General features: G+C 70.8%; 26 protein-coding genes. 17 read left to right on the forward strand and 9 right to left on the reverse strand.

Features of this window, described 5'->3' with window-relative positions; translation table 11 throughout:
* Positions 1–25: 25 nt before the first annotated feature.
* From ABEA24_RS46375 to ABEA24_RS46390, 4 genes are all read right to left on the reverse strand, one after another.
* Complete coding sequence (locus tag ABEA24_RS46375; RefSeq protein WP_345441254.1) at positions 26–1,564, reverse strand: sensor histidine kinase; 1,539 nt, start codon at positions 1,562–1,564, stop codon at positions 26–28.
* A gap of 457 nt (positions 1,565–2,021) precedes the next feature.
* Complete coding sequence (locus tag ABEA24_RS46380; RefSeq protein WP_345441258.1) at positions 2,022–3,287, reverse strand: cytochrome P450; 1,266 nt, start codon at positions 3,285–3,287, stop codon at positions 2,022–2,024.
* A gap of 257 nt (positions 3,288–3,544) precedes the next feature.
* Positions 3,545–4,258, reverse strand: a complete 714-nt coding sequence (locus tag ABEA24_RS46385; RefSeq protein WP_345441260.1) for a choice-of-anchor P family protein — start codon at positions 4,256–4,258, stop codon at positions 3,545–3,547.
* A 175-nt stretch (positions 4,259–4,433) separates the two neighbouring features.
* Positions 4,434–5,267, reverse strand: coding sequence for a L,D-transpeptidase (locus ABEA24_RS46390; RefSeq protein ID WP_345441263.1), 834 nt, complete (start codon positions 5,265–5,267; stop codon positions 4,434–4,436).
* 356 nt (positions 5,268–5,623) lie between these two features.
* Between ABEA24_RS46390 and ABEA24_RS46395 the strand changes: the two genes are divergently transcribed.
* From ABEA24_RS46395 to ABEA24_RS46415, 5 genes are all read left to right on the forward strand, one after another.
* Positions 5,624–7,282, forward strand: coding sequence for an FAD-dependent oxidoreductase (locus ABEA24_RS46395; RefSeq protein ID WP_345441266.1), 1,659 nt, complete (start codon positions 5,624–5,626; stop codon positions 7,280–7,282).
* On the forward strand, positions 7,279–8,706 hold the full coding sequence (locus tag ABEA24_RS46400) for an ATP-binding protein (protein ID WP_345441269.1): 1,428 nt from the start codon (positions 7,279–7,281) through the stop codon (positions 8,704–8,706). The genes ABEA24_RS46395 and ABEA24_RS46400 overlap by 4 nt, the downstream gene beginning before the upstream one ends.
* Before the next feature lie 142 nt (positions 8,707–8,848).
* Complete coding sequence (gene mscL, locus ABEA24_RS46405) at positions 8,849–9,274, forward strand: large conductance mechanosensitive channel protein MscL (RefSeq protein ID WP_345441551.1); 426 nt, start codon at positions 8,849–8,851, stop codon at positions 9,272–9,274.
* Between the two features lie 55 nt (positions 9,275–9,329).
* Positions 9,330–10,052 carry an MgtC/SapB family protein gene (locus tag ABEA24_RS46410; RefSeq protein ID WP_345441272.1) on the forward strand — a complete coding sequence of 241 codons (723 nt, stop codon included), beginning with the start codon at positions 9,330–9,332 and terminating at the stop codon, positions 10,050–10,052.
* A gap of 473 nt (positions 10,053–10,525) precedes the next feature.
* Positions 10,526–11,374, forward strand: coding sequence for an LLM class F420-dependent oxidoreductase (locus tag ABEA24_RS46415; RefSeq protein WP_345441275.1), 849 nt, complete (start codon positions 10,526–10,528; stop codon positions 11,372–11,374).
* 1 nt (position 11,375) lies between these two features.
* Here ABEA24_RS46415 and ABEA24_RS46420 read toward each other — a convergent pair whose 3' ends face one another.
* Positions 11,376–11,777, reverse strand: a complete 402-nt coding sequence (locus tag ABEA24_RS46420) for a TetR/AcrR family transcriptional regulator C-terminal domain-containing protein (RefSeq protein ID WP_345441278.1) — start codon at positions 11,775–11,777, stop codon at positions 11,376–11,378.
* 10 nt (positions 11,778–11,787) lie between these two features.
* On the reverse strand, positions 11,788–13,140 hold the full coding sequence (locus ABEA24_RS46425) for an APC family permease (RefSeq protein WP_345441281.1): 1,353 nt from the start codon (positions 13,138–13,140) through the stop codon (positions 11,788–11,790).
* Between the two features lie 106 nt (positions 13,141–13,246).
* Here ABEA24_RS46425 and ABEA24_RS46430 point away from each other — a divergent pair, with 106 nt between their 5' ends.
* The gene (locus ABEA24_RS46430; RefSeq protein ID WP_345441284.1) at positions 13,247–13,720 is read left to right on the forward strand and encodes an Lrp/AsnC family transcriptional regulator; all 474 of its coding nucleotides are present in this window, start codon (positions 13,247–13,249) and stop codon (positions 13,718–13,720) included.
* A 122-nt stretch (positions 13,721–13,842) separates the two neighbouring features.
* On the opposite strand, the gene ABEA24_RS46435 is transcribed toward ABEA24_RS46430, so the two are convergent.
* Positions 13,843–14,697, reverse strand: a complete 855-nt coding sequence (locus tag ABEA24_RS46435; protein WP_345441286.1) for a TPM domain-containing protein — start codon at positions 14,695–14,697, stop codon at positions 13,843–13,845.
* A gap of 92 nt (positions 14,698–14,789) precedes the next feature.
* Between ABEA24_RS46435 and ABEA24_RS46440 the strand changes: the two genes are divergently transcribed.
* The 8 genes from ABEA24_RS46440 (at position 14,790) to ABEA24_RS46475 (ending at position 20,538) form a co-directional block, all read left to right on the forward strand.
* Complete coding sequence (locus ABEA24_RS46440) at positions 14,790–15,590, forward strand: helix-turn-helix domain-containing protein (RefSeq protein ID WP_345441288.1); 801 nt, start codon at positions 14,790–14,792, stop codon at positions 15,588–15,590.
* Entirely contained in the window at positions 15,581–15,751 is a 171-nt protein-coding gene (locus ABEA24_RS46445; RefSeq protein WP_345441291.1) for a DUF397 domain-containing protein, read from the forward strand. The genes ABEA24_RS46440 and ABEA24_RS46445 overlap by 10 nt, the downstream gene beginning before the upstream one ends.
* Before the next feature lie 58 nt (positions 15,752–15,809).
* Positions 15,810–15,989, forward strand: a complete 180-nt coding sequence (locus tag ABEA24_RS46450; protein WP_345441293.1) for a DUF397 domain-containing protein — start codon at positions 15,810–15,812, stop codon at positions 15,987–15,989.
* A gap of 220 nt (positions 15,990–16,209) precedes the next feature.
* Entirely contained in the window at positions 16,210–16,686 is a 477-nt protein-coding gene (locus tag ABEA24_RS46455; RefSeq protein WP_345441297.1) for a ricin-type beta-trefoil lectin domain protein, read from the forward strand.
* Positions 16,687–16,914: 228 nt separating this feature from the next.
* The gene (locus ABEA24_RS46460) at positions 16,915–18,252 is read left to right on the forward strand and encodes an aspartyl protease family protein (RefSeq protein WP_345441300.1); all 1,338 of its coding nucleotides are present in this window, start codon (positions 16,915–16,917) and stop codon (positions 18,250–18,252) included.
* Between the two features lie 51 nt (positions 18,253–18,303).
* Positions 18,304–18,819, forward strand: a complete 516-nt coding sequence (locus tag ABEA24_RS46465) for a hypothetical protein (protein WP_345441303.1) — start codon at positions 18,304–18,306, stop codon at positions 18,817–18,819.
* A 179-nt stretch (positions 18,820–18,998) separates the two neighbouring features.
* Positions 18,999–19,610 (forward strand): hypothetical protein, encoded by a 612-nt coding sequence (locus tag ABEA24_RS46470; protein WP_345441306.1) that lies wholly within the window; start codon positions 18,999–19,001, stop codon positions 19,608–19,610.
* 298 nt (positions 19,611–19,908) lie between these two features.
* The gene (locus ABEA24_RS46475; RefSeq protein ID WP_345441309.1) at positions 19,909–20,538 is read left to right on the forward strand and encodes a hypothetical protein; all 630 of its coding nucleotides are present in this window, start codon (positions 19,909–19,911) and stop codon (positions 20,536–20,538) included.
* A gap of 12 nt (positions 20,539–20,550) precedes the next feature.
* On the opposite strand, the gene ABEA24_RS46480 is transcribed toward ABEA24_RS46475, so the two are convergent.
* Positions 20,551–21,441 carry a LysR family transcriptional regulator gene (locus tag ABEA24_RS46480; protein WP_345441312.1) on the reverse strand — a complete coding sequence of 297 codons (891 nt, stop codon included), beginning with the start codon at positions 21,439–21,441 and terminating at the stop codon, positions 20,551–20,553.
* Between the two features lie 108 nt (positions 21,442–21,549).
* Here ABEA24_RS46480 and ABEA24_RS46485 point away from each other — a divergent pair, with 108 nt between their 5' ends.
* Complete coding sequence (locus ABEA24_RS46485; RefSeq protein WP_345441315.1) at positions 21,550–22,410, forward strand: oxidoreductase; 861 nt, start codon at positions 21,550–21,552, stop codon at positions 22,408–22,410.
* 73 nt (positions 22,411–22,483) lie between these two features.
* Here the strand turns inward: ABEA24_RS46485 and ABEA24_RS46490 are convergent, their stop codons facing one another.
* Positions 22,484–23,098 carry a helix-turn-helix domain-containing protein gene (locus tag ABEA24_RS46490; RefSeq protein ID WP_345441318.1) on the reverse strand — a complete coding sequence of 205 codons (615 nt, stop codon included), beginning with the start codon at positions 23,096–23,098 and terminating at the stop codon, positions 22,484–22,486.
* 141 nt (positions 23,099–23,239) lie between these two features.
* Here ABEA24_RS46490 and ABEA24_RS46495 point away from each other — a divergent pair, with 141 nt between their 5' ends.
* Together ABEA24_RS46495 and ABEA24_RS46500 are read left to right on the forward strand one after the other, a co-directional pair.
* Complete coding sequence (locus ABEA24_RS46495; protein ID WP_345441321.1) at positions 23,240–23,755, forward strand: GNAT family N-acetyltransferase; 516 nt, start codon at positions 23,240–23,242, stop codon at positions 23,753–23,755.
* Positions 23,756–23,880: 125 nt separating this feature from the next.
* A complete protein-coding gene (locus ABEA24_RS46500) occupies positions 23,881–25,611 on the forward strand; it encodes an NAD-dependent malic enzyme (RefSeq protein ID WP_345441324.1) in 1,731 nt (576 codons plus the stop codon).
* The last annotated feature ends 2 nt before the right edge of the window (positions 25,612–25,613 follow it).

The raw sequence follows: 25,613 nt of genomic DNA on the forward strand, positions 1-25,613 counted from the left end.
CGGCCTGGCAGGGCGAGCCGAGCGTTCAGGTCTCATCCGTGTCGGAGGCGGGCGCGTCATCACTCGTACGCTTGCGGCGACCGGCCTCGCGGAAGGCGCTGAACCTGGCTCCGGGGTCGGTCGCGGGCTTCACGGATCGGGGCTTCGGTGCCTCGGCCGGCCCGGAGGGGGACGTCGCCGCCGCGAGCGTCTGTCCCCGGCGGCGCTTCGGCAGTCCGGCGATCATCTCGTCACTGGTCGTGGTGCTCTCGCTTTCGGCCTCGACGATGTTGAGCGGTCCGGTCGTCGCCGCGGCGTCCTGCTCCGTGTCGGCCGGCGCCGCGGCCTCGACGGGAACGTCCACCCGCGTGGCGACGGCACCGACGGATTCGGGCATGGCCAGGTCGCCCGGGACGGCGTCGGTGCCGACCCGCTCGAAGACGTCCCGGCGGACGCCCGCGCCGACGGTGCGCGTCGCGCCCTCGATGGCCACCGCCGGCGCCTGGGTGATCAGCTGCCGCGGGATCATGACGACCACACCGGTGCCGCCGCGGGAGGACGGGCGGAAGGAGACGGTCAGGCCGTGCTTGCGGGCGAGGCAGCCCACCACCGCGAGGCCGAGGCGGGTGCCGGACAGCGTCGTCAGGTCGAGGGACTCCGACGAGACGGCCCGCTCCGCGCGCTCCAGCGCCGCGGCGCTCATGCCCAGGCCGCCGTCCTCGATCGTGACCACGACGCCCGCGTACACCTCTTCGACGTACACGTGGACCTGCTCGGAGGGCGGCGAGAAGCTCGTCGCGTTGTCCATGAGCTCGGCCAGGGCGTGCATGACGCCTTCGGCGGCGTACCCGGCGACGGCGACGGTGCTGGTGGAGTGCGTCCGGACCCGCTGGTAGGCGCTGATCCGGCCGACGGCGCCGCGCAGGACGCTCTCCATCACGATCGGCTTGGTCCAGCGGCGGCCGGAACGGGCGCCGGTCAACACGGCGATGCTGTCGGCGAGGCGGCTGGCCTGCGCGGTCGCGTGGTCGACCTTGAGCAGGTCGCCGAGGACCTCCTCGTCGTGGCGGTTCTCCATCTCGCGCAGGTCGGCGAGCATGCTCGTGGCCAGCGCCTGGACACGGCCCGCCGCGTTCGCGCAGGCGGTCATGGCGGCAGCGCGCATGCGCTCTCCCCGCCCGACCTCGTCGACGAGGGTGCGGAGGATGCGGCGATGGGTGGCGTCGCCCGGCTGTTCGACGGCGGACATGGCGGTGTCGGTGGACGCCCCGTCGCGCAGCCGCTTCACCACGGCGGGCAGCGTCTGTTCGGCGAGCCGGCCCTGGTCCGACTCCATCTCGGCGATCCGGTCGCGGAGCAGGCGGGCGCTCTGGAATCCGTAGGCGGCGAACGCGAGCGCGGCGCACAGAACGAGCGCGGCGACACCGGTGTAGATGGCCACGGCCGCGCGGTCGGCGGCGGGAACCGAGGCCGTCGCCCCCAGGCAGGCTCCCCCGGTGACGACCACCGCGGCGAGCAGGACGAGCAGGGCCCGGTCCATCGGCGGGCGCTCGGCCCGCTGGTGGGTTGGAACGTGTGCTGACATGAATCAGGTCCTCGTCGGCGGTTGGATCGGAACGGAGTCATCCGGGAGCCGTGGGCCGGTCCATCCGCACGAACGGGGGGGTCCGACCACACTCACCAAATAGTCGGTAAATCGGCGTGAGCGCGCCGTTCGGCGCGGGAGGCGGCGACGTCCTCGGCCGAGCCGCGTACGAAGAGGCGACGAGAGCGGCAAGAAGTGAAATGGATTCGCTTTTGCCGGCTCGCGTATTCGTACGTCTCTATCTCGATCCCTCGCCTCAGCCGCGATGTCCGTCCTGGCCCGCACAGGAGCCAGGTCGCGCATGGGAGGCAAATAGTACTGGTTCTGTAGTTCTTGCGGGACGGTTTGTCACTATTCGCAGGGATAACCGCGCTTTGCGGCGTCACGTCTCGGCCGGAGACGCGAACGGACGCGCTTCGACTTCTCATCCGCACGACGCACACGACGACTTCCCGTCTCAGCCGATGCCGCCCCGGACGGGCGCGGGGGTGAATCGCACCGGCAACGCGATGAGCCCGCGCATCCACACCGACGGCCGCCACACCAACTCGTCGGCGTCGACCGCCAGCGCCACGTCCGGGAGCCGGTCGAGGAGCACCTCGACGCCGGTCTCGGCGATGACCTCGGCGACCTCTCGGGCCGCCTGCGGGCAGCCGTGCTCGCCGTGGCTGAACGACATGAACGCCTGGTTGCCGAGCGCCTCGGCGTCGGTGTGCGGGCGCACGTCCGGGTCGGTGTTGGCCGCCGCCAGGCCGAGGACGACCATGTCGCCCTCCCGGATGCGGCGCCCGCCGAGCTCGGTGTCGCGCGTGGCCCAGCGGCCGACGAAGTTCTGCGTGGGGGTGTCCTCCCACAGCACCTCGTTGAGCGCCTGGCCGATGCTGCGGCGTCCCCCGGTGAGGCTCAGCGCGAACCGGTCGTCGGTGAGCATGAGCCGCAGCGTGTTGCCCAGCCAGTCCGCGGTGGTCAGCTGGCCGGCCCCCAGGATGAAGAACAGGTCCGTCGGGATCTCGCCCTGGGGAAGCCCCGCCGGATGCGCCAGCAGCCGTGAGGGGATGTCGTCGCCCGGCAGCTCGTGTTTCTCGGTCACCAGGTGCTGCATCCGCGCGACCACGCGCTGGTGGGCGCGGACGGCCTCCTCCCCCTCGTCGGCGGAGGCGGCGATGTCGCGGGCCAGGGCGGGCGCGTCCGAGTCGGGCAGGCCGAGCAGCCGGGCGATGGCGAGAACGGGAAGCCGCAGCGCGTACTCGGCGATCAGGTCGGCCTCGCCGCGGGCGACGAACGCGTCGATCAGCCCGTCGGCGATCCGCTCGACGTCGGCCCGCAGCTGGAACTGGTCGACGGCGGAGAGGGCGTCGCCGGTGGCGCCGGCCCGCCGCCGGTGCTCCTCGCCCTCGACGTGGAAGGAACAGGGCTGATGCTCGGCGTACGGGCGGAGGGACCAGTCGGGCGGGACGCGATGCCAGCTGTGCCAGCGGCGGGAGTCGCGGCCGAAGATCTGGGGATTGCCCGTGACGTGCCAGACCTCGCGATAGCCCAGCACCAGCCACGCCGGCGCGTCCCCTTCGAGGACGACGGGGGCGACCGGCCCGTGCTCCTGCCGGATCCGCCGGTACAGCTCGGCCGGCTCCCGCTGGAACCGCGGCCCGTACAGCGCGAAGCCCGTCGCGCCGTCCGGTCCCTCCGGCGATGACGTCGACGCGGGGGCATGGGGGTTCGTCACAGCGCCTCCGTAGCGCGAAGAACAGGCGTTGAACTCGAAAGGCCGCAGACTGCCCAATGGTCGGCAAAAATAGCGCCTTACCCCCTATCTCGCCGAGAGGCGGCGGCGTTTCCCTCCCATCTGCTCGTCTCACGCCGGAGGAAGGGTCCGCACCGGCCGCCGCGCTCGCCGGCTCGCCGCTGAGCGGCTCCGGTAGCGCAACGGTCTCCGCGGGGACCCCGAGCCCCCGCGGAGACCGTGAGACGGTCAGGCCGGCGTCAGCCGGTGACGGGAAGGTTGCTGGGAACGGGGGTGGGCTTGGGCGCCTGGCCGGGCGGGGTGGTGGGCGTGCCGGGGGCGGTCGGGGTGGGGGCCGGGGGCTCCGTCGGGCCTCCGGGCGGGGTGGTGGGCGTGCCGCTGCCGGTACGCGCGCAGGTGGCCGACGAGATGCTGATCGTCTGGGTCTGGCCGGGGGGCAGCGGCAGGGTGACCTCGATGGCGGTGACGGTGAGGCTGCCGTCCGGGTTGCGGGTCTGCTTGTTGAGCACGACGGCGGCGGTGCCGAGGGCGGGGACCTGGACGGTCAGGGCGCTGTTGGGAGCGGCGTCGGCGGCGAGCCGGTGCCCGGCCAGACGGGCCTCGGCCAGGTGGGAGGCGCCGCGGCCGCCCTTGCAGGTGGCGGTGACGAGGCTTGCGGTCAGGGCGGCCTTGGCGACGCGCAGGTCGACGACGCTGGCGCGGGCGAAGGCGGGCTTGGCGGTGACGTGGAGGACCTTGACGTCGATGAGGGGGTTGGCCGGCAGGCTCACCAGGCTCTTGTCGTCGGTGGCGGTGACGGCGGGGGTCTGCGGGATGGCGACCAGGCCGGTGGCGGCCAGGCCGTAGGCCGAGCCGGTCCCGGTGGTCGCCGAGGCGATGCCGGTGAGGGCCAGAGGTGCGGCCAGCGCACCGGTGATGACCGCCGCGGTGGCGGCCAGACGTGTCGAACGCACGGGTGGGACTCTCCTTCTAAGAATGCGGAAAAGGGCATGCCACAGTGCCCGGACGGGCCGTGGCGAGGACCGGGTGCGAGACCCGGCAGAGGGGGTGAGAAGGGCCGGCGGGCCGGATATCGGGCCGCCGCCGACCGCTCCGGCCGGAGAGACCGATCGGCTCCGGCCGGGGAGATCAGGCCGTGACGACGACCGGCGTGCCGAGGGGTACCTCGGACAGCTTCTTCAGGGCGTCCGCGGGTACGCGGACGCAGCCGTGCGTGACCGCCTTGCCGAACACCGACGCGCTCGGCCAGCCGTGGAAGGCCACCGTGCCGGGGCCGCCGCCGAAGGTGTCGAGCGTCTCGGAGTGCGCCCCGACCGGCAGGATCAGCGGGCTGAAGGTCTTCTGGGCCGGCGCGAGAGAGGCCAGCAGGAACGTGCGCCCGACGGGGGTCGGCGTCTTGGCGGCGCCCACCGCGACGGTCCAGGTGCCGAGCTTGTGGCCGGACCTGGTGAGGGTGAGCGTGCGCGCCGAGGTGTCGACCTTGATCTGGTACGGGCTGCGGGCGGTGTCCATGCCGACCTTGCCGGTGGGGATCCAGCCGGTGGAGCGGTTGGGACGGCTGGGGAGCAGGACGCGGTCCCAGCCCGGCTTCGTCTCGACGACCGGGACCCAGGTGGGGCCGTCGAGTTGGGTGGCGGGCAGCACGGCGACCGGCGACCCCCCGGCCGTGGCCGAGACGGGCACCGCCGCCTTCGGGTGCACCACCGTGCCGTCGGTCGCGGTGGCGGCGGTGTCCAGGCCGAGGCCTTTCACGGTCGTGTAGGTCGTCGTCTGCGGCAGCTTCCCGGTGGACGGCGCCGCCTTGTCGCCGGCCTGCGGCGACGAGTGGCTCTTGCCACAGCCCGCCGCCGTCATCGCGACGGCCGCGATGACCGCGGTGGCCGTCGTCAGACTGCGCGCGCCCATCGCCGCGTACGGCACCGCGGTACGGCCGCGACGGGCACGGTTGGAACGATCGGTCACGAATACTCCAGGAGATCGTGATTCAGGGGGGAGGCGAGCGGGGGATCTCGCGAGACCGTTATCTCGGAGGGAAGCCACATAACTACCACAGGTAACGATGGGTCTGTCAGTGACTCTGGATAATCAGTTGGCAACAGATTCCTACATGGCCCGACATGGGGAGATCACGCTGGATATCGTCACCGTCACCGTAAGGTGATAAAGACCTCACCCGGCGGGCGTGTGTCCGGAATCCTTCGCCCAGCGCGCCGAGCCCGTCACATAACGCATGTCAGGCCGAGGAATCAAGGAAGGGGCAGTGGGCCCGCCCCGTGGAAGCCTCGTCCGGAAAGCGATGAACTGGAATGATTCGGGCTATGAGCATGCCGATCCTGATGACGGTCGACGACGATCCTTCGGTGTCCCGCGCCGTCGCCCGTGACCTGCGGCGACGTTACGGAAGCGACTACCGCGTCGTCCGCGCCGACTCGGGTGCCGACGCCCTGGACGCACTGCGCGAGATCAAGCTGCGTGGTGACGCGGTCGCCGCGATCCTCGCCGACTACCGGATGCCGAACATGAACGGCATCGCCTTCCTGGAGCAGGCGATGGACCTGTTCCCGCACGCCCGGCGCGCCCTGCTCACCGCCTACGCCGACACCGACGCCGCGATCCAGGCGATCAACGTCGTGGACGTCGACCACTACCTGCTCAAGCCCTGGGACCCTCCGGAGGAGAAGCTGTACCCGGTGGTGGACGCGCTGGTGGAGACCTGGCACGCCGTCGGGGACCGCCCGGTCGAGGAGACCAAGCTCATCGGGCACCGCTGGTCGCGTCCGTCGTACGAGGTGCGCCAGTTCCTGGCCCGCAACTCGGTCCCCTACCGGTGGTACTCCGTCGACGAGCCCGAGGCCGTCCGGCTGCTGGAGGCGGCCGGCGCCACGCGGGAAGAGATCCCGGTGGTCATCACGCCGGACGGCAAGGCGCTGCGCGCCCCGACCGGCCCGGAGATCGCCGCCGCCGTCGGGCTGTCGACCGAACCGGCCGCGGAGTTCTACGACCTGGTCGTGATCGGCGGCGGCCCCGCCGGGCTGGGGGCCGCCCTGTACGGCGCGTCGGAGGGCCTGCGGACCGTCCTGGTGGAGAAGAAGGCCACCGGCGGCCAGGCCGGGCAGAGCTCCCGGATCGAGAACTACCTCGGGTTCCCCGACGGTGTCTCCGGTGCTCAGCTCACCGGCCGCGCGCGGCGGCAGGCGCTGAAGTTCGGCGCCGAGGTGCTCACCGCCCGCGACGTCGTCGGGCTGACGGTCCGCGGCTCGGCCCGGGTGATCACGTTCGGCGACGGCTCGGAGATCGCCACGCACGCGGTGGTGCTGGCGACGGGCGTGTCCTACCGGTCCCTGCAGGCCGAGGGCATCGAGCGCCTCACCGGCCAGGGCGTGTACTACGGCTCCGCGTCGACCGAGGCCCAGTCCTGCAGCGGGGAGGACGTCTACATCGTCGGCGGGGCGAACTCCGCCGGTCAGGCCGCGGTGTTCTTCTCCCGCTACGCCCGGACGGTCACCCTCCTCGTACGGGGCCCGGCCCTGGAGCGCTCGATGTCGTACTACCTGATCGAGCAGCTGCGGGCCATCGACAACGTCCGGGTCCGGGTGTGCACGACGGTCGAGGCGGTGGAGGGCGAGGAGCACCTGGAGCGGGTGACGCTGCGCGACGCGAGCACCAACACCACCGAGACCCTGCCGACCAACCACCTGTTCGTGTTCATCGGCGCGGCGCCCCGTACGGAATGGCTGGGCGACGCGATCCTCCGGGACTCCCACGGCTTCGTGTGCACCGGGCCGGACCTGCTGCGCGAGGGGCACCGCCCGCAGGGCTGGACCCTCGACCGCGATCCGCTCTACCTGGAGTCGTCCGTACCGGGGGTCTTCGTCGCCGGTGACGTACGCTCGCAATCGGTGAAGCGTGTCGCCTCGGCTGTCGGCGAGGGCGCGATGGCGGTCGCGCTCGTGCATCGGTACCTGGAGGAACGTTGACCACTACATCTCTCTCCCCGGCCGAGCTGCGGACCCTCTTCCTGTTCGAGGCGCTCACCGATGAGCAGGTGGCCTGGATCGCCGAGCACGCGTCCATCGAGCACTACCCCGCAGGGGCCCAGGTCATCGCCGAGGGCGACCCCGCGACCTGCTTCTACGTGCTGTTGTCCGGCACCCTGCGCATGTGCCGGATGGTCCACGGCGACGAGGTGGAGGTCGTCCGGAGCGAGCAGCGGGGATCGTACTTCGGCGCGACCCAGTTCTACATGAGCGATCGGCCCGAGCAGGGCTATGGGGCCTCGGTGTACGCCGTCACCGAGATGACGGCCCTCACGCTGCCGACCGCGGAGTTCGGCGAACGCTTCGTCAAGTGGTTCCCGATGGCGGCCCACCTGCTGGAGGGGATGTTCCTCGGGCGGCGCAACATCGACGCGACCGTCGGCCGGCGGGAGCGGCTGCTCGCGCTGGGCGCGCTGTCGGCCGGGCTGACCCATGAGCTGAACAACCCGGCCGCCGCGGCCGTCCGGGCGACCTCCGCGCTGCGGGAGCGCGTGGCGGGGATGCGGCACAAACTGGCGCTGCTCGCCCGCAACGACATCGACCCCGACCTGCTCGAACGCCTCATCGACGTGCAGGAGATCATGGTCAAGCAGATCGCCGACGCGCCCGAGCTGACCGCGATGCAGACCGCCGACCGGGAGGACGAGCTCACCGACTGGTTCGACGAGCACGGCGTCACCGACGGCTGGGACCTCGCGGCGGTCTTCGCGCCGGCCGGCATCACGGTGGACCGCCTGGACGAGGTGCACACGGCGGTCGGCACCGAGCACCTGAGTACGGCCCTGCGCTGGCTCGGCTACGCGGTGGAGACCGAGACGCTGATGGGCGAGATCGAGGACGCCACCACCCGGATCTCCACCCTCGTCGGCGCGGCCAAGCAGTACTCCCAGATGGACCGGGCCCCGTTCCAGTGGGTGGACGTGCACGACGGCCTGGTATCCACCCTGATCATGATGTCGGGGAAGATCGGGAAGAACGTCCGGGTCGTCAAGGAGTTCGACCGGTCGCTGCCGCAGATCCCGGCGTACGCCGGCGAGCTCAACCAGGTCTGGACCAACCTCGTGGACAACGCGCTCGGCGCGATGAAGGGCGAGGGGACGCTCACGATCCGCACGAGCCGGAAGAACGACCAGGTGCTCGTCGAGATCTGCGACACCGGCCCGGGCGTTCCGGAGGACATGCGGGAGCGGATCTTCGAGCCGTTCTTCACGACGAAGCCGGTCGGTGAGGGCACCGGGCTGGGGCTGGACATCTCCTGGCGGATCGTGGTGAACCGCCACCACGGCGACCTGCGGGTCACGTCGGCGCCGGGCGACACCCGCTTCCAGGTGCTGCTGCCGCTGACGGAACAGCCCGAGACCTGACGGCTTCGCAGGCCGTCGCCGCCGACCGCTGACCCGTACGGGCCCGTCCGCCCAGGTCCGTACGGGACGGGCACGGGCGGTACGTTCCGCGTTGGAGCGATCACATTCGGCGGGATCGCCAAGAATCGGTAACGTGCGCGCCATGATGAGCGGCTTTCGTAAATTCATTCTGCGCGGCAACCTCGTCGACCTCGCCGTGGCGGTGGTCATCGGAACCCAGTTCAGCAACCTCGTCAAACAGTTCGTCGACTCCTTCATCAACCCGCTACTGGCCGTCGTAGGCGGGTCGCCCAACTTCGACGGCCTCGTGCTCGACGTCGGCAATGCCAAGTTCAGGTACGGCGCCTTCCTCACTCAGGCACTGTCGTTCGTGATCTCCGCAGCGGTCATCTACTTCGTCATCGTGCTGCCGGTCACACGCTTGCTGCGCCTGTTCGACCGGAAGCAGGCGGAGACCGAGCGCGACTGCCCCGAGTGCACGATGAAGATCCCCCTGGCGGCGCGACGCTGCCCGGAGTGCACTGCCGTGATCGCCCCGGCGGCCCAGCAACCGCAGCCGATGAGGTGACCTGCCTCAAGGGCGGCGAACCACCGGTCTGAGGAGGCCGGATTAACCTGAGACGATGACGCCGGGGTACTTCGGCCAGCCGACCGGGCAGGGATGGGTGCAGGTCGGCGAGCTCCTGCTGGCCCTCGTGCTGTCGGCCGCGATCGGGCTCGAGCGCGAGATCCGGCAGAAGAGCGCCGGTCTGCGCACGCACACGCTCGTCGGATTCGCCTCGGCTTTGATCATGCTGGTGTCGAAGTACGGGTTCACCGATGTCCTGGGCACGCACGTCGAGCTGGATCCGTCCCGGGTCGCCGCCCAGATCGTCTCCGGCATCGGGTTCATCGGCGGCGGGCTGATCTTCGTCCGCCGCGACGTGGTGCGCGGGCTGACCACCGCGGCCATCGTGTGGCTGACCAGCGCCGTGGGCATGGCGGCGGGCGCCGGTCTCTGGCTGCTCGCGGTGCTGGTGACCGCCGGGCACTTCCTGGTGATATTCGGCCTGACGCCGCTGGCCGCGCGGCTGCCCCGGTCGAAGTACGCGCCCTCCCGGCTGCGGCTCGCCTACGTCGGCGGACGCGGCACGCTACGGGAGGCCCTGGCCCGCTGCACGACCCTGGGTTTCACGGTCAGCGAGCTGTCGATCGAGCAACGCGGCGAGGAGCACGATCCCCGAATGGTCTCGGTCTGGCTGTCGGTGCAGGGCACCGGGGCGATCGATGAACTGGCCACGACATTGGCGGAGATCGACGGCATGCTCGCGGTCTCCGGCGACGACGCCAACACTCTCCGGGAGTGAGCGGCCCCGGGGCCGCCGGATGAGCCCTGCGGGGCGGACTGGCGGTCGCCGCGGTGCGGATGCCCGTCCAGGGCCTCGCGGGCAGGACCAGGCGCACGACGTTCGGGGTCTTCGCGGAGAAATGTGGGCGTCCGGGGAACAATGGTGCTGCTTGCCCCGTTACATCCCACGTGGCCGATGTGCCTGGTGTCCCCGGGCCTCACCTTTTGCCTTCGCGGACTACCGTTCGGCTGGAGCCGCGTTGTGCCTTTCGCCGAGAGGCGACCCACACATCGGTACACATACGTCGACGGCCCTGCCGGGTTTCCCGGCAGGGCCGTCGGTCTTCTCCGGGACACCTCGGACGTCGCTGATCCCGGGCGTCTCGGGCCTCGCTGATCCGCCCGGAGGCGGCGCCCATGCGCCGGGGGGATGGCGGGCATGCGAGATCGTCGCTGGTCGTCCGTCGCACTCCGGTCCTACCGTGGGTCGCCATGGATCCGACGATCGGGCTGCACGCCCCGAACGGGTACGCCGCCGCGGGCCGGGACGGCGCCGCGCGCGTCGCCGCCCTCGCGGAGCGCCTCGGCTATGACTCGCTCTGGGCCGCCGACCATGTGGTGCTTCCGTCTCCGCGGACCGAGTCGTCACCGCTCGATCCGGACGCTCCCCTGCTCGATCCGCTCGTCGCGCTCGCCTTCGCGGCGGCGCACACGACCCGCATCCGGCTGGCCACCGGGGTGGTCATCCTCCCCCAGCGCGATCCGCTGGTCCTGGCCAAGCAGCTCGCGAGTGTGGACGTGCTCAGCGACGGGCGGCTGATCTTCGGGTTGGGGATCGGCTACCTCGAACCGGAGCTGCGCGCCCTGGGCGTGCCGCCGGACGGACGCGGACAGCGCGCGGAGGAGTACCTCGCGGCGATGCGAGCCCTGTGGGAGTCCCCGGAACCGGCCTTCCACGGGCGGTTCGTCGACTTCGCGAAGGTCGACGCGCATCCTCGCCCGCTGCAGCGCCCGGTGCCGGTGGTCGTGGGCGGGAACAGCGCGGCGGCGCACCGGCGCGCGGTCCGCGTCGCCGACGGCTGGTACGGCTGGATGCTGGGCCTGCGCGCCACCGCCGCTCAGCTCGATTCCCTGCGGGCGGCGGAACAGGAGACCGGCCGGCGGCTCCACGTGTCGATCACCCCCGCGCGCCGCCTCGACCGGGAGACCGTTCGCGCGTACGCCGAGCTCGGCGTGGACCGGCTCGTGGTGACACCGCCGCCGGGCCTGCCGCTCTCCGATCTCGAACGCTTCGTCGAGGAGAACGCGCCGGCGCGCCTGGGCGCGCGTGTCGTCGGCTGAGTCAGCCGTCCGGGCCGAGGCCCGCCGCCTGTCTCTGGAGGGCACCCATCCCGGCGATCATGATCTGGACGCTGAACCGGAAGGCCTCCTCCTGGGTGTCGCCCGTGGCCTGGCGCTCGGCCATGGCACGGGCGACGGTCGGGAAGAGCCGCCGCGCCTGTTCGGCGTCGGCGGCGTCGAGCTCCGGAAGCGCCTGCTCCTCGACGGTACGGCCGACGACGAACCAGGTGAAGGAGCCCGCCGCGCGGGAGGCGTCGCGGAGGGTGAAGCCGGCGGCGTGCAGGACCTCGGTGGTGCGTTCGACGAACATCCCGAGGGCGACCGCCCGGATGAGGTTCGCCCCGAGGGCGACCTCCGCGAGGCCCTCACCCGCTGGTTCGGCCCGGAAACCCGGCCCTGACACGGGGCAGCGTTCATCGAGTCTTTCGGACGTCCCGAACGGTCCCGGGAACGTCGCCCGCGGACGCGTTCCTCGGCGTGGCCGGGTCCGCGGACGGGCCGCGCCTGCGACCGGCCAGGGCGCCGCCCACCGCCAGCGCGGTGGGCACGACGAGGTAGACCGTGCAGGACAGCAGCACGAGGCCGGTGAAGACGGTCGCCGCCGCGGCCACCGTACGGCCGCGGCCGGTGAGGAGCCGGACGGCGGCGGCCGTCCCGACCACCGTGACGGCGGCCAGGCAGGCCGCCGTGGCCCGCATGAGGGTGTCCAGGCCGAGCCCGTACGGAACGGCGACGGCGGTGACCAGGGCCGTCAGAGCCGCCAGCAGTCCGAGGCTGCGGTGCGGCACCTGCCCGGCCACCGACCCACGGGCCAGCGGCGCGGGCAGGGCGCCGTCGCGGGCCAGCGCGGCCCCGAGCCTGGCACCGCCGGCGACGTACGTGTTGATCGCGATGAAGCTCAGGATCACGGCCACGACTCCGGTGGCGACCCGGGCCCCGCTTCCGAGTCCCTCCTGCAGGAGCAGCGCGAGCGGGACCGGTGAGGTGGCGGCCCGCCCGCCGAGCACGCCGATCACGGTGACGACCAGGCCCATATAGAGGACGCCGACGATGAGGAGGGTCAGCGCGGTGGCGCGGGGCATCGAGCGCCGCGGCTCCGCGAACTCCCCCGACAGGTGACTCGCCGCCTCCCACCCCGCGAAGGCGAAGAACAGCACCCCGGCCGCGTGCACCACACCGAGGCCGCCGTGCGGCGCGAACGGCGTGAAGTTCCCCCAGGACGACCGCGGTCCCGCCGCGACGATCGCGGTGGCCAGCAGCGCGGCCAGCCCGCACACCAGCACGAGCTGCACCCGGCCGGACATGCGCAGGCCGCCGTGGTTCGTGACGAAGGCGGCCGCCAGCAGGACGATCGCCACCACCACGGCCCACGAGCGGTCCAGGCCGACTGCCTCGACGACGTAGTCCCCGCCGATCAGCGCACCGGCCAGCGTCCCCACCGGAACGATGCCGTAGAACCACCATCCGACGACCGCCGCTGTCCGGGGCCCGAACGCCCGCGCGGTGAACGACGCGACTCCGCCCCCGTCGGGGAACCGCGCCCCCAGCGCCGCGAAGGTCAGCGCGACCGGCGCGCTCAGCGCCAGGAGCGCCGCCCAGGCGAGGATCGAGGCGGGCCCGGCTGCGGCGGCCGCCAGCTGCGGCAGGGCCAGCACTCCGGGTCCCAGGACGGACCCGACGAACAGCGCGGTGCCCTGCGCCAGGCCCAGGCGGTGCTCGGGGACATCGGCGACCGGCTTCACCGGGCTTCGCGTCGACGGCGTCACGTCGCTCTCCTCGCTGGTGGGTGATTCGCCTTGACGGTAGCCATACGATCGCCGGATCCGGCTCTCCACCGAACGTTCGGCCGGAATCAGGGTGGATAATCCGGCCATGGACGAACTCGACGTTGAAATCGTGCGCCTTCTCCAAACGGATGCTCGGCAGTCCAACCGCGAGCTGGCCCGCAAGCTCGGCATCGCGCCGTCGACCTGCCTGGAACGCGTGCGCACGCTCACCCGCCGCGGGGTGCTCCGCGGCTACCACGCCGACGTCAGCCTTCCCGCCCTGAACCGGGGCGTGCAGGCCTTCGTCTCGGTGAAGCTGCGGGTGCCCAGCCGACCGTTCATCGACGCTTTCAAGGACTTCGCGTCCCGGCTCCCCGAGGTGCTGAGCGTGTTCGTCATCTCCGGCGACGACGACTTCCTGCTGCACGTCGCGGTGCAGGACCTCGAACACCTGCACGCCGTCCTGGTCGACCGGCTCAGCAAGCGCCGGGAGGTCGCCGGCTTCCGCACCTCGGTGATCTTCCAGCAGGTCCGCAACACGGTGCTCGACCGCCTCGACGCCCCAGCGCCGGCCCCCTGACCCGGCCGGTGCCTTCATCACGCGGGGACGGCCGGAACGATTCAGTCACCCTCGTGGCAAATCTCCCTTGGTGAACCGCTACGCACCGTCGGCCGGCGATCAGGAGCGTCGGCGGCGGTCGTTCAGAAGTCGCCGCTCGAGGTGCCGCCGCCCGAATCGCCGCCCGAGGTGCTCCCACCGGAATCGCCGCTCCCGCTGGAAAAGTCACTGGACGATCCAGAGTCGAAGAAGCCCACTGCGGCGGAGGAGTCCCCGTACGAAGGCTGGTCCTCGTAGCTCCGGTACCGCCATCCGCCGGATCCGCCACTGGAGCTCCGCGCTCCCACACCTTTGGTGATGAAGGCGGCCAGGATGATGAGTCCGATGAGGAGCACAACGGCGAGGAGCGCTTCGGAACCACCGTGATGGCTCGATCCCGCGCTGACGGAAGCGGGCGGCGATGACTCGGCCTGCAGGTGCAGTCCGGTCTCGATGTAGGTCAGTGCCGAGTTCAGCGCCTTACCGTAGTTCGGCTCGGTCTGGAAGCTGGTGGTGAAATCCTCGCGTGCCCCGTCGGCCATGGAGTCCGACAGCCCCGAAGCGGTGCCGCTGGTGATGATGATGTGCCGGGACTTGGTGTTCACGGCCATGATGACGACGTTGTTCGGCGCCGATCCGCGCATGGTCTCGTACCGCTGGTCGAAGGCGGCCTTGTCCCGCGCCAGGTCGGTCGTGGTGTAGATCCAGACCGGGTCCGGATTCGGGTCTGACGAGCCGAGGATGGAGGGGGCGTCCCGCAGCGAGGCACGGTCGGCCCGGGACAGCACGTGAGAGTCGTCGGTGATCTTCACCGTGGCGGACGGCGTCTCCGAAGGATTGACCGACGGTTCCGGCGTCGCGGCCGACGCGGGACCGCCGCAGAGCAGCGCCGCGGCGAATGCGGGCACCGTCATCAGCCGGACCATGCCTAGCAGTGCTCTCCGGGGGGATCGACTCATCGCTCTCTCCTCACGGCATCGCGGACGGCCCCTTGGACGGCGTCGATGATCAATCGGTTTCACCGCGTCCAGGGTCTGGCCGACGATGGCTCATGCCGCGCCGACCCAACCCCCTCGACCCGTCGTCCTCTCCCCTCGCCCTCTTCGGCGCGGAACTGCGCTTCCTGCGCGAGCGCGCCCGCCTGTCCCAGGACCAGGCCGGGTCGAAGGCCAACTACAGCGGCTCGCACATCGGCTCGGTCGAGCGCGCTGAGGACATGCCGCTCCGCGACTTCGCCGTAAAGATGGACCAGGTCCTCGACGGCGACGGCATCCTCCCCCGCCTCTGGGACGGACTCCTCAAACGCAGCGTCCACCCACCATGGTTCGACTGGCCGATCCACGAGTCCGCCGCCGACCTGCTGCGCAGCTTCGAGCTGGCCCTGGTCTACGGCCTGCTGCAGACCGAGGCGTACGCGCGAGCGCTGCTCCGCAGCGATGACCAGGCGGTGCGGGCACGGATGGAACGCCAGGAGATTCTGCGGCGGAGCGAGCCTGAGCCGCCCTACCTCGTCTGCGTGCTGGATGAGAGCGTGCTGTGGAGAGAGGTCGGCGGCCCGGAGGTGATGCGCGAGCAGCTCCAGCACCTGGTCACGGTCGCCTCCGATCGGATAAGCGTGCAGGTGCTTCCGTTCGGATTGCACGGCGGTGTCAACGGATCGTTCGCGCTTGCCACACTCGACGATCAGAGAGAGGTAGCGTTCGAGGAGACGGCGGCGCGCGGGATCACGACGGGCGAGCCAAGCGTCCTGAGAAGACTGATCGAGCGGTTCGAGTCGATCCGGTCGCGGGCGCTGCCAGTCGATCAGTCCCTCGATCTCATCATGAGGACGGCGAAAGAACGATGGAGCTGACCCCCACCCCCGAATGGCGCAAATCCACCCGCAGCGGCGACCACGGCGGGAACTGCGTCGAGGTCACAGTCTGGCGCAAGGCCAGCCGAAGCACAGACAACGGCGGCGCTTGCGTCGAGGTCGCGGTGCTGTCGATCGCGGCCCGCGACGACCGCGCCTGACGCACCGCCCTGTCGATCGATCATTCCATCGATCTCACACGAGGACGGCGAAGCAACGATGGTGTTGACCCACACCCCCGAGTGGCGCACGTCCACCCACAGCGGCGACAACGGCGGCGACTGCGTCCAGGTAGCGGTCTGGCGCAAGGCCAGCCGTAGCGCCGACAACGGCGGAAACTGCGTCGAGGTCGCGGTGCTGTCCCTCACCGGCGACGCGGCCCGCGGCGACCGGGCCTGACCGGCGACCGGGCCTGACCGGCGACCGGGCCTGACCGGCGATCGCGCCGGGCGAGCATCCGGCGCCTCTCCCTGCCGTACGACACCCGTCCACGTGGCGGTGAGCGGCCATCCATCGGCCGTTCACCGCCACGCCGCTCCATGATCATTAATAGGCCACTGCCAAGTTGATCTTGGAGTGGAGATTTGGGCGTCACTCCCCGTAGAGAGAGGAACGCTCAATGAAGCGAACGATCATTGGAGCCGCGGCGCTCGCCCTGGCCGGGCTGATCGTGAGCGGTACGCCGGCGCAGGCGGCGTCGTACGTGTCGTACAAGAACGACGCGACGCACACGTGCCTGACCAGCAACCAGAAAAACAACAAGGTCTCCCTCGCCCGCTGCACCAAGAGCCCTTACCAGAAGTGGACCCGCCTGACGTACTCGTCCCACGGCGGTCACACAATCCGTAACCAGAAGACCGGCCGCTGCCTCAGCTTCGCCCTGGCCTCTGATTACCGGAAGCCCTTGCACGTACTGACCCGCAAGTGCAACGCCAACCCGGGGTGCCTGTACTGGTCCATGAACGCCATACACGGCAAGAACATCGGGGCCGCCACCGACGTCTGCGGAATGGGATACCTGCATTCGACGTCGAAAGGTGCCGTGTACGTCGCCGGTTCCTCGACGTCGGCCCAGCGGAGCTGGACCTGGAAGTGAGCTCCGCGTAGCCCTGAGAGTCCGGTCGGCGGCGGCATAAGCGGCCGGCAGCCGGCGACGTCACGGGCGACCGCCCGCCGAGCCGCCCGGCCGCCGTTGAGCACGCACGACGGCGGCCTGGTGGACCGGCAAGAGACGTGCTGGACCCAGACGGCGCGCTGGGCACCTCGGCCGCTGTGACCGCCGTGTGACTCTCGTGTGACCGGCCGGTCCGTAGCGTCGCGCCCCATGAATCGACGCACGTTTCTCCTGGGGTCCGGCGTGGCCGTCGGCGCCGCCGGGATCGTCCTGCCGATGGCCTCCGGCGGCGGAGGCTCCGCCGCCTCGCTCACGTCCGGGACGTCGGCCACGGACCCTGACCAGCTCTTCAGACTCGGCCGGTTCGACGCCGCGGATCGCGGTTACGCACAGCTCCTGCACACGGAGCCGCGGAACGCGCACGCCGTGGCGCAGCGTGGATACATCGCCCTGCTGTCCAACCGGTTCGCCGCGGCCGAGAAGTACCTGTCCCGCGCGGTCGCCCTCGCCCCTGGTGACGTCGCTTCCAAGCAGCGGCTCGCGGAGACGTTCGTACGGCAGAGCCGCTACGGTCGCGCCGTACCGCTGCTCCAGGAGACCGGCAACCCTCGCGACAAGGCGTTCGCCACACTGTTCTCCAAGCTCACCGGGACGGCGTGGCGGATCCATGGCGCGCCGAGCACGCGCGTGCCCTTCTACGGCCTGGACCCCATACCGTCCGTCGAGGCATCGGTGAACGGCAGGACGCCCAAGAAGTTCTTCCTCGACACCTACGCGACGCTCGACCTGTCGAAAGAGGTGGCAGAAGAGGCGGGGCTGCGCGCGGTGGCCACCCTGTCGGGCGTCGCCAGCACCCAGCCGGTCACCATCTACCTCGGCATTCTGGATTCGTTCCGGATCGGCGGCATCGAGGTCCGCAACCTCCCGGTGCAGTGGATCGACAGCCGGCGGCCGCCCCTTCCGGACGGCTCGCAGCCGGCGGGTGTCATCGGGACGACGGTCCTGTACCACTTCCTCGCCACGATGGATTACGCCGGCCAGGCCCTGGTGCTGCGGCGCAAGACGGCGGTCCAGCGCCAGAGGTTCCGGACACAGGCCGAGCACGCCGGGTTCAGCAGGCTCCCGCTGTGGCTCGCCGGGGACCATTACCCCTGCACGCTCGGCGCCCTTCGCGACTACGGACCGCGGGTCGTCACTCTCGACACCGGCGGCATCGGGCACGGCCTCGACACGTCGGTGGAGATCGCCGAGAAGGCCGGCTTCACCGTCGACCGTGACCATCCGATCGGTACGGGCGAGACCATGGTCTACCCGGTCACCGCCGACCGGGTCAGTCTCGGCCGGGCGGTCGGAAACAACATCAGGGGCTTCGCGGCCCCGAAGGTGTTCCCCGGGTTCCCCGGCCCTGGCCAGTCCGGCCAGTTCGGCTTCGACCTGATCGCGAACTTCACCCACGAGTTCTTCAAGCCGTTCAGCATCACGTTCGACTACGAGGACATGGCCTTCTACATCGGGAACGCGTCCCCGGGTCGCAAGCGACGCGGCTGAGTCACGTGGCCGGGTCGCGGCCTCGTGCGGCTTCACGGAAGACTGCCGGGCGTGGCCGTGACGCAGCAGTTCGCCCGGATCTCCGGTACGGAGCTGGACGCCTGCCGGGCGTCGGTCGAGACACTGGATCTGCTCTGCTCGTTCGACCTGCGCCCACCCTCCGACCACCTCGACCTCGACTGGGCGCCGGAGGGCCTCCTGCGCTCCAGCGAGATCGCCGGGGTCGACGCCCGGGTCGCCGCGGCACTGCGTCGCTCGCTCGACGGTGACGGCGAGGTCAACCCCGCCTACCGCCACCAGCCGGACACCATCTGGGGCCATCCGGTCACCGCGCTCGCGCCGTACGCCGTAGCGGACGTCTCCGCTCTCCTGGGGGAGCTGGAGCCGCAGGCCGTGCTCGCCGCCCTGCCGGCCGACCCGGGCGAGGCGAGGACCCGGATCGGCCGGAGCGTCGAGAGTCTGCCCGGCCATCCTCGCGGCTACCTCGAACCGCACTTCGCCGCCCTGCTCGCCTTCTATCGCGACGCCGCCGCACAGGGGCTGGCCGTCGTCCTGTGGCGGGACTGACCGGCCGACGGCTTGACGCGGCGGCGACGCGCGTGACCTGCGGGGCAGCGTTCCGGCGCGCGGGCCACCGGAATTTCTCGGGCGTACCGAGCAACCTTCGTGGCCGGATTGACATCTCCTCTTATGAGATCCGTGATCATGAGTGCGCTCCGCGCTCATCCGAGCTCGGGGAGATACTGATGGACACCAAGAACCGGCGGCGCAAGCCCGTGCTGATCGCGGCGGTCGTCGCAGGAGGCGTCGTCGCCACGGTGACCGCCGTCGCGCCGTCGACGTCCGCGTCCAGCGCCACCGCCGCCGCGGCGGCCAAGGTGACCGCCGGCGGGTACGGCAGGCCCGTGTCCGGTGGCCCGAAGGTGTCCCTCGTCGTGACGGCCGATTCCCCGGCGAACACCGGCCGCAACGTGAAGATGTGTGCCGCCGCGCACGGCAAGTATCAGGGCACGGTCGTACGGACGTTCCCCGTCACCGGTGGCGCGAGCGCCGCGAAGGGCAGGCCGGGTGGCGTCCTCATCGTCATGCGGTCCACCGTCTGCGGAACCGCGTGGGTCGACCTGAAGAAGTACGGGACGTACAACAGGCAGGCGCACCGGACCATCGTCTGGATCGCCACGTACGCCACGGCGGCCACCGACCATTCGAAGCTCGGCGAGGACTACCGGCAGGCCACCACCCGCGAGGTCCTCTCGACGAGGGCGGTACCGGCCAGTGCTCACGGGAGCCTCGAAGTCGAAGCCCGGTGGACGGGGAAGGGCTTCGCCTTCTACAACGCCGTCCCCGTCCTCTACTGACGGTCGGCCGGCGCACCGGCGGCGAGTTCGTGTCGTGCCCATTCCACGTCCCCGTCTATCTCACATCGAGGGACTGGACCGACCGCTCAATCCGTGACCGGATGGGACTGACCCGGGCACCGGCCGACGAGCTCGTATGGCAGCGGCACGTGTGACCTGCGACAGCATCGCTCGGGCGCGCGGGTCACCGAAATTCCCGGGCGTACCGAGCAACCTTCGCGGCCGGAACGACATCTCCTCTTATGAGATCCGTGATCATGAGTGCGCTCCGCGCTCATCCGAGCTCGGGGAGATACCGATGGACACCAAGAACCGGCGGCGCAAGCCCGTGCTGATCGCGGCGGTCGTCGTCGGCGGCGTCGCAGCCACGGTGACCGCCGTCGCGCCGTCCACGTCCACGCCCAGGGCCACCGCCGCCGCAGCCGCCCGAGTGACCGCCGGCGCGTCCGGCAGGCCCGTGTCCGCCAGGCCCGTGTCCGGCGACCCGAAGGTGTCCCTCGTCGTGACGACCGCTTCCCCGGCGAACACCGGTCGTGACCTGCAGATGTGCGCCGCCACGCACGGCAAGTACCAGGGCACGATCGTACGGACGTTCCCCGTCATCGGTGACACGGGCGCCGCGAAGGGCAAGCGAGGCGGCACCCTCATCGTCATGCGGTCCACCGTCTGCGGAACCGCCTGGGCACAGGTGGAGAAGGACGCGAAGCACGACAGGCGGGCGTACGGGACCAACGTCTGGATCGCCGCGTACGCCACGGAGCCCACGGACCATACGAAGGACGGCGAGAGCTACCAAGAGGCCACCACCCGAGCGGTGCTCTCCACGAAGACGGTACCCCTCCGCGCGCACGGCCGGATCGAGGTGGGTGCAGGGTGGGCCGGGGACGACTTCGCCTTCAACACGTCCCTCCTGGATGTCACGTACTGATGCGGCCGGGCCTCACCCGGCGGTCGGCTCGGCCAGTTCCTGTACGACGCGGGCGAAGCCGTGGACGAGCGGGTTGTCCGTGGTGGCGGGCCAGGCGAGTGCGACGCGGAGCGGCTCGACGTCGGTGAGCGGAACCCAGGCGAGGTCGGGCCGGGCGTAGTAGCGGGCCATGCTGACGGGCGCGAAGCAGATCGCCGCACCCTCCGCGACCTGCTCCAGCATCTCCTCGACGTTGTCGTTGGTCGGCCCCCAGCGCGGGGCCGACCCGTCCGGTCGCGGGTTGACCGCCCACCAGTCGACCCACGTACGCGGCGCGCGTTCGGTCCACATGAGGGGCTCGTCCTTCACGTCGAGGATCGACACCTCCGTACGCCCGGCGAGGGGGTGCCCGGCGGGCAGGCCGACGACTCTCGTTTCGGTGTGCACGATCTCGCTGCGCATTCCGGTCAGGTCGTTGGGCAGCCAGACGAAGGCGACGTCGACGCGGCCGTCCCGCAGCGCCGACGCCTCCTCGCCCCAATCGAACCGCTTGGGCTCGACCCGTACGCCCGGGTGGCGGCGGGCGAACTCCGCGCGGGCGCGCGTCGTCAGCTCCCCCGCGCCGCTCGCCTCGAACCCGACCCGGAGCACGCCCGTCGAGCCCCTGCGGTGGCGTTCGGCGGCGGCGGCGACGCGTTCGGCCTGCCGGAGCGTACTGCGGGCCTCGGTGATCACGTCACGCCCGGCCGGGGTGGCGGTCACGCCGCCGGCGTGCCGGTCGAACAGCCGTACGCCGAACTCCGCCTCGAGGTTCTTGAGGGCGTACGAGAGGGCCGGCTGGCTGACGAACAGCCGCTCGGCGGCGCGGCCGACGTTCCCCTCGTCGTCGATCGCGACCAGGTAGCGCAACTGACGCAGTTCCACGCTGCGATGATAAACGCTCTTTATCGCTCAAACGATCTTCTGTCTTGGACGCCTCCGCCCGTCCGCTGACATAACGGAGACATCAGCACTTCGACAGGAGTCAGCGATATGAGCATTGAGAACACGCGTGAGGCGAGCGGCCGGGTCTGGTTGATCACCGGTGCGTCCTCCGGCTTCGGCCGGTCGATCGCCGAGGCGGCGCTCGCCGCCGGTGACACCGTGGTGGCCGCGGTGCGCAAGCCAGAGTCACTCGACGACCTGGTCGCCGCCCACCCGGACCGTGTGAACGCCGTCCAGCTCGACGTCACCGACACCGCCCGCATCGCCGCCGTCGTCGCCGAGGTCATGCTCTGGTACGGCCGGATCGACGTCCTCGTCAACAACGCCGGCCACAGCCAGATCGGCGCGGTCGAGGAGACGACCGACCGGGAGTTCCGCGACCTGATGGACGTGCACTTCTTCGGCCCGGCCGCGCTCACCCGGGCGGTGCTGCCGCACATGCGCGACCAGCGGTCCGGGGCCATCGTGCAGATGAGCAGCATGGGCGGGCAGTTGTCGTTCGCCGGGTTCGGGGCTTACTCGGCGACCAAGTGCGCCCTCGAAGGAATGTCCGAGGCGCTCGCGGACGAGGTCGCCCCGTACGGGATCAAGGTGCTGATCGTCGAGCCGGGCGCCTTCCGTACGAGCCTGTTCGGCGGCGCGCTCTACCAGTCGGCGCCGATGGACGCCTACGCCGAAACGGTCGGCCCCACCCGGGAGATGGCGGGCGGCGCCCACGGACAGCAGCCCGGCGACCCGGCGAAGGCCGCCGCCGCCATCCTCACCGCGCTGGACGCGGAGCAGACGCCGCTGCGCCTGCCGCTGGGCAACGACGCCGTCGACGCCCTCGTCGCGCACGCCGACGCCATCCGCACGGAACTGCGGGAGTGGGAGCCCGTCTCCCGCAGCACCGACTTCGACGACTCCTGACGGCCCACCGTCGACCGACCACCTACCGACTCATCGTGTACACCCGAAAGATCAACTGATCGGTCACCGGCGGTTAGAACAGGGAGGGCGTGAGCATCCACAGCAGCTCGACGTCCTCGTCCGCCGACGGGTTGCGCCAGCTCCTCAAGTTCTCCCGCCCGGTGAAGGTCAGCGAGTCGCCGGCCCTGAGCAGGAACACCTCGCCGTCGAGGGTGATCTCGAACTCCCCCTTCGTGACGTGGATGAACTGGGCGTCGGAGCGGGTGCGATAAGGCGGATCCCCATCGTCTTCGCTGTTCCCGCCCGGCGCCACCGTCGAGTGGATGACCTGGATGTGCCGGTTCGTACGAGGCGTGAGCAGGTAGTCCTGGACCTCGGTGCCGCCGAAGTGCAGCGCGGGCCGGCGGTCGGCCGGCACCAGACCGGACTCCCCGTCGTCGAACAGCTCTCCCACCCGTACGCCGAGCACCTCGCAGATCCGCAGGAGGGACGCGACCGACACGTTGGCGCGGTCCCGCTCGACCTGGGAGAGGAATCCCTTGGTCAGCCCGGTGGCCTGGGCGAGCTGTTCGATCGTCAGCTCCCGCTGCCGTCGCGCGCGCCGCAGCCGGTCCCCGATCCGCGGCCGGAGGCCGGAGCCCGGCCCGGACTCACGGTCGTCGCGCGCGTCGGCCCCGTCGGTCATCATGGGCCCCAACTTCCAAAGGTTAATGGTGACAAACTTAGTTTTCTCAGAGCATACTTGCCTCGTTGCGAGACCCATGTTCTCGCAATCGGCGGCGGGCCCACGCGGCCCGACGCCGTAGGCCACCCGGGAAAGGACGATGACGTGCCGAAGCCGACCACCGCCCCCGAGGTCCGGATCGAGCCGTGGGCCGAGGGCGACCTCGACCTGCTGCGGCGCATCAACGCTCCGGAGATGACGGAGCACCTCGGCGGCCCGGAGACCGAGGAGAAGGTCCTCAGCCGCCACCGGCGCTACCTGGAGGTGGGAGGCGATGGGTCCGGCGGGATGTTCCGCGTCGTCGTACTCCCGGAGGGCACGGCCGTCGGCAACATCGGGTACTGGGAGCGCGAGTGGCGGGGCGAGACCGTCTACGAGACGGGCTGGGGCATCCTGCCGGAGTTCGGCGGGCGGGGGCTGGCGACCGCCGCGGGCCGTCTCGTCGTCGAGCTCGCCCGTGCCGAGCGGCGGCACCGGTTCCTGCACGCGTACCCGTCCGTCGACCATCCCGCGTCCAACGCGATCTGCCGGAAACTCGGCTTCACCCTGCTGGGTCCCTGCGACTTCGAGTACCCGCCGGGGCGCCCGATGCGCTGCAACGACTGGCGGCTGACGCTCTGACGATCGCGTACCCCGAGCGGGACGGTCCGTAAATCAAGACATAGGAAGGCTTGCAGCCCGCTTTACCGGGTTCCTGGCTCCCCAGGGCACGGCTGAGGGGAGGAACCCGGGACTTGGGAGCGACGATGCCGAACGATGGGCATGGGCGGCCGGCTGGAGCCACCCGAACGTTCGAAGAGACGGACGACGGTTACGTCACCTCCGCGCGTGGGCTGGGGGTGTTGCGCGAGCCGCTGTTGAACAAGGGCACGGCGTTCACGCCCGGGGAACGCGACGAACTCGGGTTGCACGGCCTGCTCCCGGCCGCGGTCGAGACGATCGAACAGCAGGCCCGCCGGGCGTACGCGCAGTACCAGGCGCAGTCGACCGACCTGCTCAAGAACGTCTACCTCGAGGCGCTGCGCGACCGCGACGAGGTCCTGTACTACCGGCTGCTGGCCGACCACCTGCGGGAGATGCTCCCGATCGTCTACGACCCCACCGTCGGGCAGGCCATCAAGAGCTACAGCCACGAATACCGCCGGCCACGCGGCGTCTACCTGTCCGTCGACCACATCGACGGCATCGAAGGCGCCTTCACCAACCTCGGGCTGGGCCCGGACGACGTCGACCTCGTGGTGGCCTCCGACGCCGAAGAGATCCTGGGCATCGGCGACTGGGGCGCCGGCGGTGGCGCCGGGATCACGGCCGGCAAGCTCGCCGTCTACACCGCCGCCGCCGGGATCGACCCAGCGCGCGTCATCCCGGTCACGCTGGACGTCGGCACCGACAACGAGGCGCTGCTGAACGACCCGGGATATGTCGGCAACCGGCACGCCCGGGTACGCGGGCAGCGCTACGACGACTTCATCGACGCGTACGTGACCACGGCCACCCGGATGTTCCCGGGCGCCATGCTGCACTGGGAGGACTTCGGCCCCTCCAACGCCCGGCGGATCCTGGAGAAGTACACCGACCGGATCCCCACCTTCAACGACGACATGCAGGGCACCGGCGCGATCGTGCTCGCCGCCATGCTCACCGCCGTACGGGCGTCCGGCACGCCGATGCGCGACCAGCGGATCGTCGTCTTCGGCGCCGGCACCGCCGGAATCGGAATCGCCGACCAGCTGCGCGCCGCGATGGTCCGGGACGGACTGGACCACGACACCGCCACCCGCCGCATCTGGCCCATCGACAAACAGGGCCTCCTCGTCGACGACATGACCGGTCTACGGGACTTCCAGCAGCCCTACGCCCGCCCGGCCTCCGAGGTCGCCGGCTGGACGAGGCACGACGGCGGCATCGGCCTGCTCGAGACCGTCGAACGGGTCAAGCCGACGATGCTGCTGGGGACCTCGACGGCACACGGCGCCTTCACCGAACACATCGTCCGCGCGATGGCCGATGCCGTCGACCGGCCCATCATCTTCCCGATCTCCAACCCCACCGAGCGGATCGAGGCGATGCCCGACGACCTCCTCCACTGGACCGACGGCCGGGCACTGATCGCCACCGGCATCCCGATCAACCCCATCACCTACCACCGCGTCACCCACACCATCGCCCAGGCCAACAATGCCCTCCTCTACCCCGGCCTGGGCCTGGGCGCGATCGTCTCCCGCGCACGACGCATCAGCGACGGCATGCTGCAGGCCGCGGCCGAGGCCGTCGCCGGCCTGGTCGACGTGACCGCGCGGGGAGCCTCACTGCTCCCCCAGGTCGAGAACCTCCGGGAGATCTCAGCCACCGTCGCGGTCGCGGTCGCCGAACAGGCCGCGCGGGAGAACCTCGCCCGCGCCGACCTCAAAGAACCCGTCCAGGCCGTGCAGGACGCGATGTGGCAGCCGGTCTACCGGCAGGTCAAAGGACGATAGCC

It is taken from the genome of Actinoallomurus vinaceus (genome assembly GCF_039542055.1).
GTDB classification, from domain to species: domain Bacteria; phylum Actinomycetota; class Actinomycetes; order Streptosporangiales; family Streptosporangiaceae; genus Actinoallomurus; species Actinoallomurus vinaceus.

Coding starts and splice junctions, on each gene's coding strand:
- ABEA24_RS46375 (WP_345441254.1), bottom strand. CDS start 1,564: ATGTCAGCACACGTTCCAACCCACCAGCGGGCCGAGCGCCCGCCGATG.
- ABEA24_RS46395 (WP_345441266.1), top strand. CDS start 5,624: ATGAGCATGCCGATCCTGATGACGGTCGACGACGATCCTTCGGTGTCC.
- mscL (WP_345441551.1), top strand. CDS start 8,849: ATGATGAGCGGCTTTCGTAAATTCATTCTGCGCGGCAACCTCGTCGAC.
- ABEA24_RS46410 (WP_345441272.1), top strand. CDS start 9,330: ATGACGCCGGGGTACTTCGGCCAGCCGACCGGGCAGGGATGGGTGCAG.
- ABEA24_RS46415 (WP_345441275.1), top strand. CDS start 10,526: ATGGATCCGACGATCGGGCTGCACGCCCCGAACGGGTACGCCGCCGCG.
- ABEA24_RS46430 (WP_345441284.1), top strand. CDS start 13,247: ATGGACGAACTCGACGTTGAAATCGTGCGCCTTCTCCAAACGGATGCT.
- ABEA24_RS46435 (WP_345441286.1), bottom strand. CDS start 14,697: ATGAGTCGATCCCCCCGGAGAGCACTGCTAGGCATGGTCCGGCTGATG.
- ABEA24_RS46440 (WP_345441288.1), top strand. CDS start 14,790: ATGCCGCGCCGACCCAACCCCCTCGACCCGTCGTCCTCTCCCCTCGCC.
- ABEA24_RS46445 (WP_345441291.1), top strand. CDS start 15,581: ATGGAGCTGACCCCCACCCCCGAATGGCGCAAATCCACCCGCAGCGGC.
- ABEA24_RS46450 (WP_345441293.1), top strand. CDS start 15,810: ATGGTGTTGACCCACACCCCCGAGTGGCGCACGTCCACCCACAGCGGC.
- ABEA24_RS46455 (WP_345441297.1), top strand. CDS start 16,210: ATGAAGCGAACGATCATTGGAGCCGCGGCGCTCGCCCTGGCCGGGCTG.
- ABEA24_RS46460 (WP_345441300.1), top strand. CDS start 16,915: ATGAATCGACGCACGTTTCTCCTGGGGTCCGGCGTGGCCGTCGGCGCC.
- ABEA24_RS46470 (WP_345441306.1), top strand. CDS start 18,999: ATGGACACCAAGAACCGGCGGCGCAAGCCCGTGCTGATCGCGGCGGTC.
- ABEA24_RS46475 (WP_345441309.1), top strand. CDS start 19,909: ATGGACACCAAGAACCGGCGGCGCAAGCCCGTGCTGATCGCGGCGGTC.
- ABEA24_RS46485 (WP_345441315.1), top strand. CDS start 21,550: ATGAGCATTGAGAACACGCGTGAGGCGAGCGGCCGGGTCTGGTTGATC.
- ABEA24_RS46490 (WP_345441318.1), bottom strand. CDS start 23,098: ATGATGACCGACGGGGCCGACGCGCGCGACGACCGTGAGTCCGGGCCG.
- ABEA24_RS46500 (WP_345441324.1), top strand. CDS start 23,881: ATGCCGAACGATGGGCATGGGCGGCCGGCTGGAGCCACCCGAACGTTC.